Source organism: Photorhabdus sp. CRCIA-P01 (genome assembly GCF_003545805.1).
Lineage (GTDB): Bacteria > Pseudomonadota > Gammaproteobacteria > Enterobacterales > Enterobacteriaceae > Photorhabdus > Photorhabdus antumapuensis.
In genome coordinates, this window is the sequence record NZ_NMQR01000002.1 from 1 (window position 1) to 18,747 (window position 18,747).

Here is an 18,747-nt window from a genome sequence, read left to right on the forward strand (position 1 = left end):
TTTCCTGTTACCGCTCGACTTGCATGTGTTAGGCCTGCCGCCAGCGTTCAATCTGAGCCATGATCAAACTCTTCAATTTAAAGTTTGATGCTCAAAGAAACTGACCGTTCATTCGTAATGAATTCACTGTTGTTCACTCTTCAAGACTTTAAAACGTATTTTTTGGTGATACGGTCTTGTGAGTGCCCACACAGATTGTCTGATTAATTGTTAAAGAGCAGGCTGAATTAAAAAATGACATTCTCGTTCAGCCGGGCTGCGTATAYTACGCTTTTCGCCCGCAGAGTCAAGCGCTTATTCGCYTTCCCTCTGCCTGACCTCACAATGTTTATCAGCGTTGTGTCGGTCAGTGGGGGCGCATTATAGGGCGTTCTTCGGCGCTGGCAAGCATTTATTTAAAAAAAACCATCGTTCGCGCATTTTTTCAACAAAACACTAAAAAAAAGAACAAATAAGTTACTTTTTACCCATTATTCCAAGGAAATCATCAGCAAAATGATCAACTTGCTGCCAGTCGGTATATTCAATCTCTTTAGTTGTATCAGTTTCCCCACCAGTCATTTTCATAATCATTTTAACCATTACCCGATCCAACCAATGATAACGAGGATAAAGCAATGCACCAGCAAAAACACCACACAAATCTGGCTTCCACGGGGTATTAAGCAGAAACTTACGAACATATACATTCGTTTCTGGTGTACGTTTCTCTGGCTTCCTTGCTGTCAGGTTTACGCAAAAAAATGCAGTTGGCATTTTATTAAGTTGTTGTTGATGACAGATGGCAAACTTTTTCAGTGCCGAATTGAAATGACCATATCTGATCGAAGCTCCAATCATAACCTTGTCATAAGATTCCAAATTGATCGTTTTTACTGTTGCTAAATCTCTGAGTTCGCATATCTCCCCTGATCTGCGTAAATTTTCAGCAATGCGGGTAATGATTTTCTTAGTCTGCCCATCCCGACTGGAATAAAGAAACAAACAATTCATAGCCATATCCCTCTCCCAATAGACTATTCACGCCAGAAGGTTGGTGTAAATAAAACTAATAAAGTGAATACTTCCAAGCGACCAAACAACATCGTTATAACTAATATCCATTTGGCTGTCGGATTCATTGCAGTGAAGTTATCCGCAACAGCACCCAATCCAGGCCCTAGATTATTTAGTGTAGCGGCTATTGCAGAAAACGCAGAAAGTTCATCTACACCAGTTGCGATAAGTAATAATAAACTAATGATAAATACCAAAGCATAAGCAGAGAAGAATCCCCAAACAGCTTCAATAATCCTTTCAGGTAATGCTCTTCGCCCTAGTTTGAGGGTATAAACCGCATTTGGATGAACTAATCTCTTCAATTCACGGGAACCTTGCAAGAATAGCAATAAGATACGAATGACCTTCAGTCCTCCTCCCGTCGAACCCGCACAACCTCCAATAAAAGCGGAACACAATAGCAGTATCGGCAAAAATGATGGCCAACGAGCAAAGCTATCTGTACTGAACCCTGCTGTTGTCGCCATTGAAACAACCTGGAAAAAAGCTTGGTTTAGTGTCTCTATACCCGACTTATAAACAGCGTGATTCCATAAGATCAGAGTGCAAATAATAACAAGCACTAATTGAATGGAGATAAACATACGGAATTCAGGGTCCCGCCAATATACTGTCAGGCTACGTCCCGTTAATACCGCGAAGTGCAAACCAAAGTTACAACCAGAAATCAGCAGAAAAATCGCAATAATGGTATTTATCGCGGGGCTATTGAAATAACCAATACTCGCGTCATGTGTAGAAAATCCACCAATTGCGATAGTTGAAAAACTGTGAGAAATGGCATCAAAAACTGACATACCCGCAGCCCATAACGCTAAAGCGCAGGCAATTGTCAGTAACACATAAATCAACCATAAAGTTTTTGCCGTTTCAGCAATTCGCGGGCGCATTTTATTATCTTTCAAGGGACCAGGCATTTCAGCCCGATAGAGCTGCATTCCACCAACCCCAAGTAGAGGCAGTATTGCAACAGCCAGCACAATAATCCCCATACCACCTAACCATTGCAGCATCTGCCGGTAGAAAAGAATCGCTTTAGGCAAGGAATCAAGCCCAATCAGTGTCGTAGCACCCGTTGTTGTTAAACCGGAGAAAGATTCAAAAAATGCATCTGTAATAGAAAGACTTGGCTGTTCAGAAAAGATGAAAGGTAAAGCCCCGACACTACCAAGTACTGTCCAAAACAAAGCAACGATAAGAAACCCTTCCCGGGGCTTTAGCTCATGTTTTTGCTCCCGGTTTGGTATCCAAAGCATCAAACCGATAATTAAGGCAAAAATAAATGTCTGACTGAATGCACGCCCAGCGCCATCACGATAGATAAGTGCTACCAATCCTGGAATTATCATGGTGACAGAGAAAAGAATGACAAGCAGCCCAACAATACGGGTTATGGCACGAAAATGCATTCAGCTGGTTCCTTAGAAATCCAGTTACAGAGAATATTTACAGATCAGGTGTTAAATACAGTACACCGCGACTTAGATCACGTAATTTATCACCGACTTCCCCCACTAAGGTAGTTGGAAGTGAAATTCGCAAAGTAACATTCTCTGCGTACTCACTGGAAATAATTTGCCCTGATGATTTCTGTAATAACTGTTCAATCATAGAGATATGGGCATATTCACACTGCAAGGAACAGAGTTTCTGTGGAACCTTATATTTTGTCTCCAGCAATTTCAGTGCCTGTTGGGCACCACTTCCATATGCCCTTACCAACCCACCAGTACCTAATTTTATTCCACCAAAATAGCGGACAACAACCGCGGTTATTTCACCAATATTATTTCCCATAAGTTGGGATAGTATCGGCTTACCCGCGGTTCCTGAAGGTTCCCCATCATCTGAAAAACCCAACTGTTGTGAATCATCCGGTGCACCAGCAACAAATGCCCAGCAGTGATGGCGGGCATCAGGGTACTGAGCTTTAATTTGCTGGATAAACGCTTTAGCCTCATCCACCCCGCCAGTATGCTCCAGCAAGGTAATAAAGCGACTTTTTTTAATCTCTTCAGTAAAACTCACTGAAGCGGCGGGTATCAAATAAGGCTTCATTATGGCAATTGAAGATCCCGAGTCATGTTTTCCACTTTATTTTCATGGATCACAATATTGTCTTCGATACGAATACCACCGAAAGGTTTAAACGTCCCAATTTTATTCCAGTCAAAATGTTTGCTGAACTCACTTTCACGCCAAGGTACAAGCAGCGATTCGATGAAATAAATGCCTGGTTCGATAGTCAGCACCATGCGGGGTTCTAGAATACGGGTACAACGCAGATAAGGATACATATCCGGAGCGGCTAAATGTGTGCCTGTATCATCCTGCATAAACCCTGCCACATCATGGACCTGTAATCCAAGAGGGTGACCAATGCCATGTGGAAAGAATGGCGTTGTCAGCCTTTTTTCAACCATGACTTCTTCACTGACATCTTTCACGATACCATATTTTTTCAACAACTTAGCAATCCGATGATGCATCTGAATATGATATTCGGTATAGCGAACACCTACTTTAATTGTACTCATTAACGCTTTTTGTTCAGCATCCATATCTTTAATTAGAGAAGCAAATTCATTATTACTTTTTGCTGAATAAGTGCGGGTGATATCTGCTGCATAGCCATTATATTCAGCACCAGCATCAATCAGAAAACTACGAATATCCGAAGGTGCGTTGTGCTGCAATGCAGTGTAATGCAAAACAGCCGCATTCTCATTCATAGCAATAATATTGTTATAAGGCACATCTGTATCACGATGACCTGTTGCCATAAGATAAGAGATATTAATATCAAACTCACTCATCCCAGCCTGAAATGCTTCATAAGCAGCCAAGTGTCCGACAATAGCCGCTGTTTGTGCTTCACGCATACAGGCTAGTTCATAATCTGTTTTGTATGAACGATAGAAATGTAAATAATCAAGAATAGACTTTGGATTAATATTGTGTTCAGAGAAACCAATCTCTTTCGCTCTTTGTGGTGAATAACCGATGTAAGCAACATTCTGTTTCACATAAGTGCTTAACACTGAATTGATATCTCCAGCATTTGCCAGCTGAATCATTTCAACTTCTTTAGTCCAGTAGCTAGTCGGCAGCGGCTCTACACTGTGCCAATAATCTACCGGCGAGTAAAACCATAATTTAGGTTTATTAATACCATCTACCCACAACCAACAATTAGGCACTTTAGTTACTGGTACCCAAGCTTTGAAGTCAACATTAACTTTGAAAGGGTAATCTCTATCATCAAGAAAAATACGCTGTAACTCACCAGAGTGAATAAGCAAAGCATCAAATTGATTAAGGGCCAATGCTTCACAGGTACGTTGCTGCAATGTAGAAATATGTTCGTGGTACAGAGATGCCAACTTTTCCATTTCAATTGACCTTTTTTATTTTATGACTAAACCATTAGCTTATCATAGCCATTGATATTTGCAGGTATCACGCAAAAAACCTCTCAATTTATCGGCTCCCGCTAACACCTTATTTATCAAAATATAAAAACAATTATTGTCAATGAGATACGAATCTCACTTGTGATCACCCTTGCAAAAAACTAATCACTCATTTGCATTTACTTAACATAATAACCACAATCAAACCCATCTGGTCATACCAGATGGTATGCGCTCATTTAGGAGAACGACATGCTCTATCAAAGTGAAACAATTCAAATAAGCTGGCTGAAAGATGGCATTGCTGAACTGGTTTTCAATGCCCCAGCCGCGATTAATAAACTAGATACCAAAACCGTTGCATCTCTCGATAAGGCTGTTGCCAGCCTGGAGCAACAAACTGGATTGAAAGGCGTTTTATTACGTTCTGAAAAAGCCGCATTTATTGTTGGTGCAGATATTACTGAATTCCTCTCTTTATTCGATTCACCTGTAGAAAAACTGCAAGAATGGCTTAATTTTTCAAATAGCATTTTTAACCGGATAGAAGATTTACCCGTCCCAACCATTTCAGCAATAAATGGTTATGCTCTTGGTGGCGGTTGTGAATGCGTTCTATCTACAGATTTCCGTGTAGCCTCCCCGGATGTACGCATTGGGCTGCCAGAAACCAAACTTGGTATTATGCCTGGTTTTGGTGGCTCAGTTCGCCTTCCACGCCTGATCGGGACGGATAATGCACTGGATATCATTGCCGCAGGTAAAGACATTGGTGCAGAAGAAGCATTGAAAAACGGTTTGATTGATGCTGTTGTTCCCAAAGAAAAACTGATTGATTCCGCAGTATCAATGCTGGAACAAGCAATTGCAGGGAACCTTGACTGGAAAGCCGCGCGCCAACCCAAATTAGAGCCTTTGAAACTCAATGAAATTGAACGTGGCATGAGTTTCAGTGTGGCAAAAGGTATGGTGATGAAAGTCGCCGGCCCTCATTACCCAGCGCCTATCACCGCAGTTAAATCCATAGAAAAAGCCGCTACATTTGGTCGTGATGAAGCACTGAAAATAGAAACCGCCAGCTTCATTCCTTTAGCACAGACAAATGTTGCCCGTGCCTTAGTGGGTATTTTTCTTAATGACCAGTACGTAAAAGGACTGGCAAAAAAACATCTGAAAGAAGTCACAACACCTGAGTATGCCGCAGTTCTAGGTGCTGGAATTATGGGTGGTGGTATAGCCTATCAATCTGCCCGCAAAGGGATTCCTGTCATGATGAAAGACATCAGCCAGCAAGCCCTTGAATTAGGTATGAATGAAGCCGCTAAACTTCTAAACAAGCAGTTTGAACGTGGCCGTCTAGATGCCATAAAAATGGCGAAAACCCTCTCTTCTATTCAACCTACCTTAAATTATGCCGGTATCGAACAGGTTCAAATCGTGGTTGAAGCTGTAGTAGAGAATCCTAAAATCAAAGCAGCTGTACTATCAGAAGCTGAAACTCTGGTTAACGAAGATTGTGTCCTAGCATCCAACACATCAACAATTCCAATTTCAGAATTAGCTAAGTCCCTAAAACGCCCAGAAAACTTCTGTGGTATGCATTTCTTCAACCCGGTACACCGTATGCCATTGGTTGAAGTAATTCGCGGTGAAAAAACGTCTGAAAAGACAATTTCAACCGTAGTCGCTTATGCCAGCAAAATGGGTAAAACCCCGATCGTCGTTAACGACTGTCCAGGGTTCTTTGTAAACCGGGTACTGCTTCCTTATCTCCTTGGCTTCGGTCTGCTATTGCGTGATGGTGGTGATTTCCGCCAAATAGACAAAATCATGGAGAAAGAATTTGGCTGGCCAATGGGTCCTGCTTATCTTATTGATGTTATCGGTCTTGACACCGCACATCATGCTCAATCAGTCATGGCCCAAGGGTTCCCAGATCGTATGCGGCGTGATTATAAAGATGCCATTGATGTTTTATATGACAATCAACGTTACGGGCAGAAAAACGGTCTTGGTTTCTACAAGTACACTCAAGATAAGAAAGGTAAGCCTAAAAAAGAGCGGGATGAGCAAACAGACCAATTGCTGGAAACTATCTGCCAACAGAAGAATAATTTCTCCGGTGAAGAGATCATTGCTCGTACTATGATCCCGATGATCAACGAAGTTGTCCGTTGTCTGGAAGAAGGTGTCATTGCCAGCCCGGCAGAAGCTGATATGGCTCTGGTTTATGGCCTTGGTTTCCCTCCATTCCACGGTGGTGTTTTCCGTTATCTGGAAACAATGGGAACAGCAGCTTACGTAAAAATGGCTGAAAATTATGCTCACCTCGGTGCTCTTTATCAGGTACCACCTGGTCTGAAAGCCAAAGCTGAACGTAATGAAAGTTACTACTCTACAGCAGCAGCAATTGCTGTCAGCACCGGAAAAACAGCGTGAGGTCTGGAAACATGGAAAATGTAGTCATTATTGATGGCATCCGCACCCCAATGGGGCGCTCAAAAGGTGGTGCATTCCGTCAGGTCCGGGCTGAAGATCTCTCTGCTCACCTGATGAAAGAACTATTTAAACGTAATCCGGCAATACAGCAACATGAAATCGACGATATCTACTGGGGCTGCGTCCAGCAAACTCTAGAGCAAGGTTTCAACATTGCCCGTAATGCAGCTTTACTGGCCGATATCCCTCACTCTGTACCGGCCGTAACGGTTAACCGGCTATGCGGTTCATCAATGCAAGCGCTGCATGATGGCACTCGTATGATCATGACCGGAGAAGCTAATGTTACATTGATTGGTGGTGTAGAGCACATGGGGCATGTCCCGATGACTCATGGAGTGGATTTCCATCCTAAAATGAGTCTGAGCGTTGCCAAAGCCGCAGGAGTCATGGGTTTAACCGCTGAAATGTTGGCAAAGATTCACCATATCAGCCGTGAAATGCAGGATGAATTTGCGCTTCGTTCGCACCAACGTGCAACACAAGCAACGCAATCAGGTGCATTCTCCAATGAGATATCACCAATTTATGGTCACGATGCCGATGGCATACTAAAACTGTTTGATTACGATGAAGTTATCCGTCCAGATACCAATCTGAAAGATCTGGCAGCTCTGCGTCCTGTCTTCGATCCGGTAACAGGCTCGGTTACAGCAGGCAGCTCCTCTGCCTTATCCGATGGTGCATCTGCGATGCTGATAACCAGTGAAAGCTATGCTAAAAATCTGGGACTAAAACCTCGCGCCCGTATCCGTTCAATGGCTGCTGTAGGTTGTGATCCTTCCATTATGGGATATGGCCCTGTCCCTGCTACACAGAAAGCTCTCAAAAAAGCAGGTTTAGAGCTGGATGATATTGGCGTAATTGAACTAAACGAAGCATTTGCCGCTCAATCACTTGCCTGCATGAAAGGTCTGAATTTGCTGGATCGCATGGATGACAAAGTGAACCTTAATGGTGGAGCAATCGCTCTCGGGCACCCATTAGGCTGTTCAGGTGCTCGCATTACAACAACATTGTTGAATCTCATGGAGCGCCGCGATGTTCAGTTTGGGCTGGCAACCATGTGTATCGGTTTAGGCCAAGGTATTGCCACTATTATAGAAAGAATGGATTAAGAACTTATCTGTAGAAAATATTATAACTGAGTCGTTGTTGCCGTAATTCCCGCCTGTCAGGGGCGGGTTTTTTTATTATTATTTTAAATGAATTCGAAAGCATCGCCATACATGTTGTCAGCAGAAGCATCACGCTCACTACAAAAACGCTCACGAGCAATTTTTGCCATTTCAAATCGCCCTGCAATATAGATATCATAATTGGCTAAACTACCGAAATCCTCTAGTACCGCTTTGAGCACGGTTCCAGTACGTCCACACCATCCATTCTCCGACTGTTCAACAACCGGAACAACCTTCAGATTAGGATAACGCTCTGTAAGTAATTGCAATTCAGCCAAGTCATATAAATGTTGAGATTCTCTACCACCCCAATAAATAGAGATCTGGCGTTCAGGTTGTTCTTCCAATGCTGTCAGTAATATAGAACGGGTATAAGAAAACCCCGTACCGCCTGCAATTAATAACAGCGGATTAGTGCTGCTTTGACGAAACCAGGCTTTACCATGAGGGATATCAATATCGATCACTTTCTGATCCAGAATTCTATCCATCACAGCCATTGCATACAAATTCAGTTCAGAAGCACCAATATGTAATTCAATAAACTCCTTTTCTGAAGGCATTGATGCCATTGAAAACGGACGTTTATCTCTCTCACCCATTACCACCATCAGATACTGACCGGCGCGGAATGAGAACGGAGAATCGGGAAGTAACCGTACCCGATAAACCGTATCAGTAATAGCCTCTACAGAGGTTACTTTGCAGCTCAGTGTTGTCATGCGTTCCCTCTTATGGTCCTAAAATATCTAATTCATCCCAGATTTTGTCGACGCGGGTACGCACTTCTTCACTCATCACAATAGGACGTCCCCATTCCCTCTGCGTCTCTCCCGGCCATTTGTTCGTTGCATCCATTCCCATTTTCGAACCCAATCCTGAAACTGGTGATGCAAAATCGAGATAATCTATCGGAGTATTCTCCATTAATACTGTATCTCTTGCCGGGTCCATTCGCGTAGTGATTGCCCAAATGACATCGTTCCAATCTCTGGCATTGATATCATCATCACAAACAATAACAAACTTTGTATACATAAATTGCCGTAGATATGACCAAACTCCCATCATGACCCGCTTGGCATGACCTGGATATTGTTTCTTCATAGTCACGACGGCGAGACGATAGGAACAACCCTCAGGAGGCAAATAAAAATCGACAATTTCAGGAAACTGTTTTTGTAAAATCGGTACCAGCACCTCATTCAATGCCACCCCCAACACCGCAGGTTCATCTGGCGGGCGGCCAGTATAAGTCGAATGATAAATAGCATCATGACGCTGAGTAATATGTGTCACAGTGAACACCGGGAACATATCGATTTCATTATAATAGCCCGTATGATCACCATATGGCCCTTCTGGAGCTAACTCGCCAGGCTCAATATACCCCTCCAATACGATCTCAGCACTTGCTGGTACCTCCAAGTTACTTGAAAGACATTTTACAACTTCTGTTTTATATCCTCTTAATAACCCGGCGAATGCATATTCCGATAATGTGTCAGGAACTGGCGTCACAGCCCCCAATATTGTCGCTGGATCAGCCCCCAAGGCAACAGCCACCGGGAAACGTTCTCCTGGATGTGCCTGACACCATTCCTGAAAATCAAGCGCACCACCACGATGAGATAACCAGCGCATAATGAGTTTATTTTTACCCAGTACCTGCTGGCGATAGATACCAAGATTTTGCCGCTCTTTATTCGGGCCGCGAGTGACTGTCAACCCCCAAGTAATCAACGGCGCAGCATCCTCTGGCCAACAGTGCATAATAGGAATACGGGTTAAATCTACATCGTCACCAACCGAAACCTGTTCCTGACAAGGCGCAGTATTAAGCCGTTTAGTTGGCATATTAAGGACTTGCTTAAATTTCGGTAGTTTATCCAGTAAATCACGAAAACCTTTTGGAGGATCGGGTTCCTTCAAAAAAGCTAGCAGCTTACCTACATCATGCAAAGCTTTAACATCTTTCTGCCCCATCCCCATAGCAACACGTTCAGTAGTACCGAACAAATTACACAATACAGGCATTGAATAACCTTTGGGATTTTCAAACAACAAGGCAGGCCCACCAGCGCGAAGGGTACGATCTGCAATTTCAGTCATCTCCAAATAAGGATCAACTTCAAAGCTGATGCGTTTCAACTCACCTTTATGCTCCAATAAGGTTAGAAAATCTCTTAAGTCACGGTATTTCATACTATTCATTTATGCCGGTTTTTAAGGGGGAAAACATTATAAGCCATCCCACTCAGCTTTTTTGTGTTTTTTTCAGAAGACTACAAAGTAAACCAATAAGTTACTAAAAAGCAATGGAGTTAATTCAACCTTGCGACCTTAAAGTCAAATACAACGAAATGGAACCTAATGAGTTAATACTTGAGCATCAAATTACTCAGTAAGATGTTTAGTTGGAACATCTCGATACCTTCACTCTTACCACAGAAATAATGCTGTCACTATCTTTTCTCGGTTCACCACACAAGATACAACCAATCGCTCACCACGGATTTCCCATATAACTACTCAATGACTATCAAATTTTGCAATTACTCAACAGAAATACTGATATTTTTCTTTTATTAATATTTTCTGAACAAATAACAATCAATTTTATATTAATTACTTTATCTGTCACTTACCAAAATATTACTCATCGCTTTTTTACTGAAAAACATAGGCCCCATTCATAACAATAAATATGCATCATTAAACAATTATCACTAAGATAATGCCTGTAATGCCCTTTTCTATTTTGCTATGCTTAATAGTCATTGGATCAAGGTTAATTAAAGATGGAAAACTGGTACCTCATTTACTGTAAACGTGGGCAAATTTCACGAGCAATAGAAAATCTGGAACGACAGGATGTTGCTTGCCTGACTCCTACCGCCAGAATTGAAAAAATAACCCGTGGTAAACGTACTGTGAATATAGAACCACTTTTTCCTAATTATTTGTTTGTTCAGTTTGATCCTGAAATTATTCATACTACAACTATTAATTCAACACGCGGTGTTAGCCACTTTGTCCGTTTTGGCGTGCACCCTGCTATCGTACCGGAAACACTGATTAAAGAGATCGTATCAGCAACCGAGCAAGAATATGTATCACCAGATACACCTGTGGCTGGTGATACCGTATTAATCACCGAAGGAATTTTTGAAGGATTGCAAGCTATCTACAATGAGCCAGATGGAGAAACCCGTTCTATTCTGTTACTTAATATTCTGAATAAACAATTACCTAAGGCACTTAATAATAAACAGTTTGTGAAAATTTAACCAAACAAAAAACGGGCAGAATTTGCATTCGCCCGTTTTTAATCAAATATTAACGCTTCTGTTCATATAATTGTTGAGCAACCTGTTTTGCAAAATACGTCAGTACACCATCTGCTCCTGCGCGCTTGAAGCATAACAGAGACTCCACAATTACCTGTTCCTGTAACCAACCATTCTGAATAGCAGCCATGTGCATGGCATACTCGCCAGATACTTGATAAGCAAAGGTTGGTACACCGAATGTGTCTTTTACCCTGCGGATAACATCCAAGTAAGGCATACCTGGTTTTACCATTACAGTATCAGCGCCTTCCTGCAAATCCTGTGCAATCTCCTGCAACGCTTCATCACTATTCGCAGAGTCCATCTGATAGGTTTTTTTATTACCCCCTTTCAGATAACAATTTGAACCGATTGCATCTCGGAATGGGCCGTAATAACCAGAAGCATACTTAGCGGAGTAAGCCATAATTTGAGTATTTACATGTCTTTCCGTTTCAAACAGTTCACGGATCGCACCAATACGCCCATCCATCATGTCGCTCGGTGCCACAATCTCAGCACCAGCTTCTGCATGTGACAATGCCTGTTTGACCAAGATCTCTTTGGTTATATCATTCATCACATAACCATCCTGATCGATGATCCCATCCTGACCATGTGTAGTGAATGGATCTAATGCCACATCAGTCAGCAATCCTAGTTCAGGAATGGCATCTTTCAGTGCACGAACCGTACGCTGAACCAACCCATCAGGGTTATAAGCTTCTTCCGCATCCAGAGATTTTTTATCTGCTTCAATAACGGGGAACAGAGACAACACCGGAATCCCCAGTCGAGCAATCTCTTCAGCTTCTTTCAGCAAAAGATCCATCGTCAGACGATACACCCCTGGCATAGAGGACACTTCTTGACGACGATTAGTGCCTTCCATCACAAATACAGGATAGATTAAATCATTAACAGTTAATTGGTTTTCAGCAACCAGACGGCGGGAAAAATCATGACAGCGCAACCGGCGCATACGTCGACCAGGGAAAGTTCCTGGAAATGCATAGCTCATATAGCTCTCCTAACTCAAACCCAGCGCACTCGCGCTGGGTTAATTAATATGCTATCACTTCGTGCTAATTATCTTAGCACTACAGAACAACATGTTAAGATTACTATTATCACTTTTCCGTATTCGCTTCTGGCGCTTGCTGCTCATCTTCCTCTGAACGATCCCCCAATTTCCGCTGTCCGATATAAAAACGGGAGAGCAAAATCCCCAGTTCAAACAGCAGATACATAGGAATAGCCAGCAAGGTTTGCGAGAAAACATCCGGCGGCGTTAACAACATGCCAACAACAAAAGCACCTACCAAAATATACGGACGCTTTTTCTTCAAGGATTCAGGTGTAACTACCCCACTCCAACATAATAAAATAATGGCAACGGGTACTTCAAAAGAGACACCAAAGGCCATAAACAGTGCCATGACAAAACTTAAGTAGTTACTGATATCCGTTGCAATCAGCACCCCTTCAGGCGCCGTTTTAGCAAAGAACCCAAAAGCTATCGGAAATACAACAAAATAAGCAAACGCCATCCCCAAATAAAACAACAGGCTACTGGAAACAAGCAGAGGGATCATCAAGCGGCGTTCATGCTTATATAACGCAGGTGCAATAAATGCCCACACTTGATAGAGAACCATAGGTGCAGATACGAATATCGACACCATAATGGTCAGTTTTATTGGCGTAAAAAAGGGAGAAGCAACATCTGTCGCTATCATACTGGCACCCTGAGGCAACTGCTTAATCAAAGGTGCAGAAATCATCTGATAGATGTCGTTAGAAAAATAAACCAATGCTAAAAAAACCACTAATACAGTAAGTAAACTGTTTAGAATTCGCTTACGCAATTCAATAAGGTGACTGATAAGTGGTTGAGTATCATCAACAGCCATGTTTTAGTGTTCACCATTAACTTCATCAGAAGTTTTTTTCTTCGTTGCAGAAGCCGCTTGATCATCCACTGGAGCAGAAGGTCCAGATGAAGCCACAACCTGAGACGCTGCCGGCTTTTGTGCCACCTCATTTATTTCTGATGCTTTCATACTCCCCGCATCAGGTTCATTTTGGTATGCTTTTTTCAAAGACTCAGCAGCTTCTTTTAGCTCATCCATCGAAGCTTGTAGTTCCGGGGATAAATTCTGCAACCCCGCTTCTTCTTGAACTTTTTTCAGGCTTTCCTGGAGCTCCTGCAATTTCAGCTCTTGGGCCAACTCATTTTGGACATTAGCAGCCAAAGAGCGCAGTGCCCTGATCCAACCAGCAACCGTTTTTACTGCCACCGGTAACCGTTCTGGCCCCAGAACCACCAAGCCAATAACCATAACCAACAGCAGCTCACCAAAACCAATGTCAAACACGGTTTATACCTGCTCTTTGTTTTTGCTCTCAGATGTTTCAGACTGAGCTACAGATTGTTTTTCAGTAATGTTTTTAGTCTCAAAATCGGCATCATTACTGGTTTTCTGAGCCTGTTGAGGCTGATTATCATCCCCTATCGCCTTTTTAAAACCTTTAATAGATGCCCCAAGATCAGAACCCAAAGTACGGAGTTTATTCGTGCCGAACAACAGCACCACAATGACCGCAATAATGAGTAATTGCCAAATGCTTATACCGCCCATTCTGATTACCTCTATTTAACAGGGATTATTTTAACAGCTCATTATACATACGACGAACTATAACCGACCTTCAAGAAAATCTGCACTAAGACAAATTTTACTCAATTTTACTCAGACGAAACCAGCCAAACAACCATGAAACGGTACCCGCGCCTATAAACAACCAAGGAATATTTGCCAAACCAGACAACAAAAACAAGCTGCCACAGAGAAACAATGTCGCACCAACACCAAGCAAATACTGCGACTGCCGCTGTTTTATCTGTTGTCCTTTTAAATGATCTGATAACTTCTCAATACTCACTTGCAAATGTTTATGCTGCTGAAGACTGTCATACACTAATTCAGGTAGTTCTGGCAACTTTTCTGCCCAATAAGGTGCTTTTTCTTTCAACGCCCGGATAACCGCTGGCAATCCAACCTGGCTATGCAACCACTCCTCCAGAAACGGTTTTGCTGTTTTCCACAAATCAAGCTGAGGATAAAGCTGCCGTCCTAAACCTTCTACATACAAAAGTGTTTTTTGCAGAAGAACTAACTGAGGCTGCACTGCCATATTAAAACGACGTGCAGTATTAAATAAATTCAGAAGTACATGACCAAATGAAATTTCCGCAAGCGGCTTCTCAAAGATTGGCTCACAAACTGTACGGATTGCAAATTCAAAATCTTCAACATTGGTATCGCTGGGAACCCAGCCTGAATCCACATGAAGTTCAGCAACTTTCCGGTAATCACGATTAAAGAAAGCAATAAAATTCTCAGCCAGATAACGTTTATCATCTTTATTAAGAGAACCAACAATACCGTAATCAATACCAATATAAAACGGATCTTCAGGATGTTCATAGCTGACAAAAATATTTCCCGGATGCATATCCGCATGGAAGAAGCTATCGCGAAAAACCTGCGTAAAAAAGACCTGCACGCCCCGTTCAGCCAGCAATTTCATATTGGTATTCCGCGCTTCCAATGCTTCAATATCAGAAACAGGGATACCATAAACCCGCTCCATCACCAGAACATTTTCACGGCAATAATCAGAATAAATTTCCGGTACATAAAGCGTTGAACTCTTTTCGAAATTACGGCGGAGTTGAATTGCATTAGCCGCTTCACGCAGCAAATTCAGTTCATCAATTAACGTCTTCTCGTATTCCCGCACAACTTCACGAGGACGTAAACGGCGTCCATCGGGTAATAACATTGGTACCCAATTAGCCAGACGGTACATTAACCGGATATCTGCTTTGATAATCGGTAGAATATCAGGACGAATGACTTTGATAACAATTTCTCGTCCATCCTCTTTTAACCGGGCAGTATGGACCTGAGCAATTGAAGCAGAGGCCAGAGCAATAGGTTCAAAATCATCAAACCAGGTTTCCAGTGCTCCCCCCAAAGCGGTTTCAATATATTGACGCGCCAAAGCACCATCAAAAGAGGCAACTCGGTCTTGCAACAATGCCAATTGATCCGCTATTGCTGGAGGAAACAGGTCACGCCGCGTTGAAAGCATCTGTCCAAGTTTAATCCAAACAGGCCCTAATTCCTGTAAGGCAAGCCGCAGTCTCTCCCCAAGTGATTTATCTTTATGTCTATTCGGGATCCAGAACAACAAATAACGACCAAAACGAAGAGGCCAGGTTAAGCGAATTCGAGGAATTAGCTCATCCAATCCGTAAGAAAGAAAAACCCGTATGATCAAATAAAGGCGTCTTAATTCACCTGGAGTCATATTTTTCCTCTAATACTGCCAATCGTTGTTCTATTTGCCCGATATCTTTGGCCAACATGCCAACTTCTTCACTGAAATAAGCCACTTCAAGCTGATTTGGAGCCAGTTTCCATTCTTCTGTTAACGTTTCCGCCAGATAATTTCTCTGACATTCCATTGAACCGGAAACAAACTGAAATCCTTTTTTAATGACTTGACTCATACTTTCGGCAGCGATATCCCCGAAATAAGGGGAAAGATAATGGGCCAAATCCCATTCAACCATATCCAACAAAACAGACCATTGCTGAACAACCTGCATATCCCCTTCAATAACCATTTCACCACTATTAAGCAATTTGGAAATTTGTTGGCGATCCCGTAGCTTAAGCAAAGCAGAAACATGAGTTTTAACAGTACAATCGGCAGATTCGACCCATTGACTTAATACGTCCACCTGTTTCTCACTAAACACCAATGTGAGTGGTGTACTCATTTCTTTTAATTCAATCGACAAAATTTTATTCACCAGCCGCATACGGGCTGGCCTTAACACAGGTTCACGGTACAACAGGTAATTCAACGATGTTTCCATCACTGCGGTTAAAACCGGCGTAAGTGTGGAATTAATAACTGTACTCAGTGATGGTCTTTCCATCTCAGAATTTAAAACCTCTATGTAGTGCAACAATGCCGCCAGTCATATTGGTATAAGTCACCTGTTCAAAGCCAGCCTCTTCCATCATCGTTTTAAGCGCATCCTGATTAGGATGCATACGGATGGATTCCGCCAGATAACGATAACTGTCAGCATCCTGCACAAAAACCTGACCAATTTTTGGTAGCACATGGAAAGAATAAGCATCATACGCTTTGCTTAACGGTACGAACAAAGGTTTAGAAAATTCAAGCACCAATAAACGTCCACCCGGCTTCAACACCCGAAACATAGAACGCAGGGCTTTTTCTTTTTCGGTAACATTGCGCAAACCAAAAGAGATAGTGATGCAATTAAAATAGTTATCAGGGAAAGGCAACGCTTCCGCATTAGCCTGCACATAGCTGACATTACCAACAATACCAACATCACGTAATTTCTCACGCCCAACCTTCAGCATAGATTCATTGATATCAGCAAGAACAACTTCACCTTTTTCACCAACGATACGAGAAAATTTGGCTGTCAGATCGCCAGTACCACCAGCTAAATCAAGTATCCTCTGACCTCGGCGTACACCACTGGCATCAATAGCCACACGTTTCCAGATACGATGGATACCAAACGACATTAAATCATTCATTAAATCGTATTTTGCCGCAACAGAATGAAACACTTCGGCCACCATGCCTGCTTTTTCATCTTTTGCTACAGTACGGAAACCAAAATGTGTGGTTTGTTTCGTTTGGTCTACCATGTTATTTGCCCATTTTTTATTCAAAGCGTTATAAAAGTGTATCAGCCTTTCAGATAAAACCCTATCTTGGTATTAATCATTAGCACAGGGTGGTTGGCTGGCCCTATCCGCCAGTTCGGGATCAATAGGACGTTTCACTTCAACACCTAAATTACGAAAACTCTCTGCCTGGCTGATCAGGTTGCCACGTCCCTCGGTCAGCTTTTTCATTGCCAGCCGATAATTAAGTTGAGCCTTATCCAGGCTTTGCCCCAAACCTTGCATGTCATCGACAAACAAACGCATTTTATCGTACATACGGGCGGCCTTATCCGCGATTAAACGCGCATTCTGGCTTTGATACTCATAGCGCCACAAGTTATTAATAGTCCGCACAGCAACCAACAATGTTGATGGACTAACTAGCATAATATTGTGTTTAAGAGCCTCATCAAGCAGCTCAGGCGCCTTGTTAAGCGCAACCAGATAAGCAGGTTCAACTGGAATAAACATCAATACATAATCCAACGATTTCAGTCCGGGCAACTGTTGGTAATCTTTGCGACTCAAACCACGAATATGACCTTTAATTGAATCAATATGTTCTTGAAGAGCTAACTCCTGCTGATGCCGATCGCCACTGTTAAAATAACGCTCATAAGCGACCAGTGACATCTTGGCATCAATGACCACATCCTTCCCTTGCGGCAAATGAACAATAACATCAGGTTGGAAACGGCGGTTACCCTCTACCTTGATATTAACCTGAGTACAAAACTCATGCCCTTCTCGTAAACCAGAAGCTTCCAGAATACGGGATAACACGACTTCTCCCCAATCTCCCTGAATTTTATTATTACCTTTAAGGGCATTTGTCAGATTGATAGCTTCCTGCGCCATCTGGACATTCAGTTGCTGTAAGTTACGGATTTCATGTGCAAGAGTATGCCGTTCACGGGCTTCCTGACCAAAACTTTCCTGTACCTGCCGATGAAGGCCATCAAGCTGTTCACGAAATGGCGCTAAAAGAGTATTGAGACTTTGCCGATTTTGTTCATCCGTACGGCGGCCCGTTTGTTCAAAAATACGATTAGCCAAATTCTCAAATTGAGTATTCAAACGTAGTTCACTGTTGATCAGCAACCGCTGCTTCTCTTCAGCCGCGAGACGACTCTCTTCCAAGCGTGTCGTCACTTCCCGCAGTTCAGATTCTTGCACGCTATTAATTTCTCTTTGAGCCCGCAGTTCCTGGTTCAATTGTTCGCATTCAACCCGCCAATAAGCTGATTGTTCAAGTTTCTCACTGGCAACGGCAAGCTGGCTGTCCAATTTCCGTAATTCCAATTCTTGCTGTTGAATACGTTGATGAACGGAGAACCAAACAAGAATACCACCGCCCAACAGGCCGCCAAGAGCACCTATCAACGTATATAACAACTGGATACCCACCGGTATTTCCTCTATTACACTCTTCGACCAGATAAACTAAATTGCTACTGTATAGATGTCC

17 protein-coding genes and 1 rRNA gene are annotated in these 18,747 nt (G+C 42.5%); 3 read left to right on the top strand and 15 right to left on the bottom strand.

Annotated features, from left to right (window positions below):
- The 5 genes from D3222_RS01410 to pepQ all read right to left on the bottom strand — a co-directional run.
- Positions 1-79 (bottom strand): 16S ribosomal RNA (locus D3222_RS01410); the annotation flags it as partial.
- A gap of 377 nt (positions 80-456) precedes the next feature.
- On the bottom strand, positions 457-993 hold the full coding sequence (gene hemG, locus D3222_RS01415; RefSeq protein ID WP_118984523.1) for a menaquinone-dependent protoporphyrinogen IX dehydrogenase: 537 nt from the start codon (positions 991-993) through the stop codon (positions 457-459).
- A 23-nt stretch (positions 994-1,016) separates the two neighbouring features.
- Complete coding sequence (gene trkH, locus D3222_RS01420; protein WP_118984524.1) at positions 1,017-2,468, bottom strand: Trk system potassium transporter TrkH; 1,452 nt, start codon at positions 2,466-2,468, stop codon at positions 1,017-1,019.
- 37 nt (positions 2,469-2,505) lie between these two features.
- On the bottom strand, positions 2,506-3,117 hold the full coding sequence (locus D3222_RS01425) for an IMPACT family protein (RefSeq protein WP_118984525.1): 612 nt from the start codon (positions 3,115-3,117) through the stop codon (positions 2,506-2,508).
- Entirely contained in the window at positions 3,117-4,451 is a 1,335-nt protein-coding gene (gene pepQ / locus D3222_RS01430; protein WP_118984526.1) for a Xaa-Pro dipeptidase, read from the bottom strand. The genes D3222_RS01425 and pepQ overlap by 1 nt, the downstream gene beginning before the upstream one ends.
- A 273-nt stretch (positions 4,452-4,724) precedes the next feature.
- On the opposite strand from pepQ, the gene fadB reads away from it, so the two are divergent.
- Both fadB and fadA read left to right on the top strand, forming a co-directional pair.
- Positions 4,725-6,911 (top strand): fatty acid oxidation complex subunit alpha FadB, encoded by a 2,187-nt coding sequence (gene fadB / locus D3222_RS01435; RefSeq protein WP_118984527.1) that lies wholly within the window; start codon positions 4,725-4,727, stop codon positions 6,909-6,911.
- Between the two features lie 11 nt (positions 6,912-6,922).
- On the top strand, positions 6,923-8,089 hold the full coding sequence (fadA, locus tag D3222_RS01440) for an acetyl-CoA C-acyltransferase FadA (protein WP_118984528.1): 1,167 nt from the start codon (positions 6,923-6,925) through the stop codon (positions 8,087-8,089).
- Between the two features lie 83 nt (positions 8,090-8,172).
- On the opposite strand, the gene fre is transcribed toward fadA, so the two are convergent.
- Both fre and ubiD read right to left on the bottom strand, forming a co-directional pair.
- The gene (gene fre, locus D3222_RS01445; RefSeq protein WP_118984529.1) at positions 8,173-8,874 is read right to left on the bottom strand and encodes an NAD(P)H-flavin reductase; all 702 of its coding nucleotides are present in this window, start codon (positions 8,872-8,874) and stop codon (positions 8,173-8,175) included.
- Positions 8,875-8,884: 10 nt separating this feature from the next.
- A complete protein-coding gene (gene ubiD / locus D3222_RS01450) occupies positions 8,885-10,357 on the bottom strand; it encodes a 4-hydroxy-3-polyprenylbenzoate decarboxylase (protein ID WP_118984530.1) in 1,473 nt (490 codons plus the stop codon).
- Between the two features lie 596 nt (positions 10,358-10,953).
- Here ubiD and rfaH point away from each other — a divergent pair.
- Positions 10,954-11,442: a transcription/translation regulatory transformer protein RfaH gene (gene rfaH, locus D3222_RS01455; protein ID WP_112878799.1), complete on the top strand. Its 489-nt coding sequence runs from the start codon at positions 10,954-10,956 to the stop codon at positions 11,440-11,442.
- Positions 11,443-11,491: 49 nt separating this feature from the next.
- On the opposite strand, the gene hemB is transcribed toward rfaH, so the two are convergent.
- From hemB to rmuC, 8 genes are all read right to left on the bottom strand, one after another.
- Entirely contained in the window at positions 11,492-12,505 is a 1,014-nt protein-coding gene (hemB, locus tag D3222_RS01460) for a porphobilinogen synthase (RefSeq protein WP_118984531.1), read from the bottom strand.
- A gap of 109 nt (positions 12,506-12,614) precedes the next feature.
- Positions 12,615-13,397: a Sec-independent protein translocase subunit TatC gene (gene tatC / locus D3222_RS01465; protein WP_118984532.1), complete on the bottom strand. Its 783-nt coding sequence runs from the start codon at positions 13,395-13,397 to the stop codon at positions 12,615-12,617.
- A 3-nt stretch (positions 13,398-13,400) separates the two neighbouring features.
- Positions 13,401-13,862, bottom strand: a complete 462-nt coding sequence (gene tatB, locus D3222_RS01470; protein WP_118984533.1) for a Sec-independent protein translocase protein TatB — start codon at positions 13,860-13,862, stop codon at positions 13,401-13,403.
- A 3-nt stretch (positions 13,863-13,865) separates the two neighbouring features.
- Positions 13,866-14,126 carry a Sec-independent protein translocase subunit TatA gene (tatA, locus tag D3222_RS01475; protein ID WP_036778270.1) on the bottom strand — a complete coding sequence of 87 codons (261 nt, stop codon included), beginning with the start codon at positions 14,124-14,126 and terminating at the stop codon, positions 13,866-13,868.
- A 97-nt stretch (positions 14,127-14,223) separates the two neighbouring features.
- Positions 14,224-15,864 (bottom strand): ubiquinone biosynthesis regulatory protein kinase UbiB, encoded by a 1,641-nt coding sequence (gene ubiB, locus D3222_RS01480; protein WP_118984534.1) that lies wholly within the window; start codon positions 15,862-15,864, stop codon positions 14,224-14,226.
- Positions 15,851-16,501, bottom strand: coding sequence for a ubiquinone biosynthesis accessory factor UbiJ (locus D3222_RS01485; protein WP_118984535.1), 651 nt, complete (start codon positions 16,499-16,501; stop codon positions 15,851-15,853). Before D3222_RS01485 ends, ubiB begins: the two co-directional genes overlap by 14 nt.
- Before the next feature lies 1 nt (position 16,502).
- Positions 16,503-17,258, bottom strand: coding sequence for a bifunctional demethylmenaquinone methyltransferase/2-methoxy-6-polyprenyl-1,4-benzoquinol methylase UbiE (ubiE, locus tag D3222_RS01490; protein ID WP_118984536.1), 756 nt, complete (start codon positions 17,256-17,258; stop codon positions 16,503-16,505).
- 72 nt (positions 17,259-17,330) lie between these two features.
- Positions 17,331-18,626, bottom strand: coding sequence for a DNA recombination protein RmuC (gene rmuC / locus D3222_RS01495; RefSeq protein ID WP_369973493.1), 1,296 nt, complete (start codon positions 18,624-18,626; stop codon positions 17,331-17,333).
- Positions 18,627-18,747 lie beyond the last annotated feature (121 nt).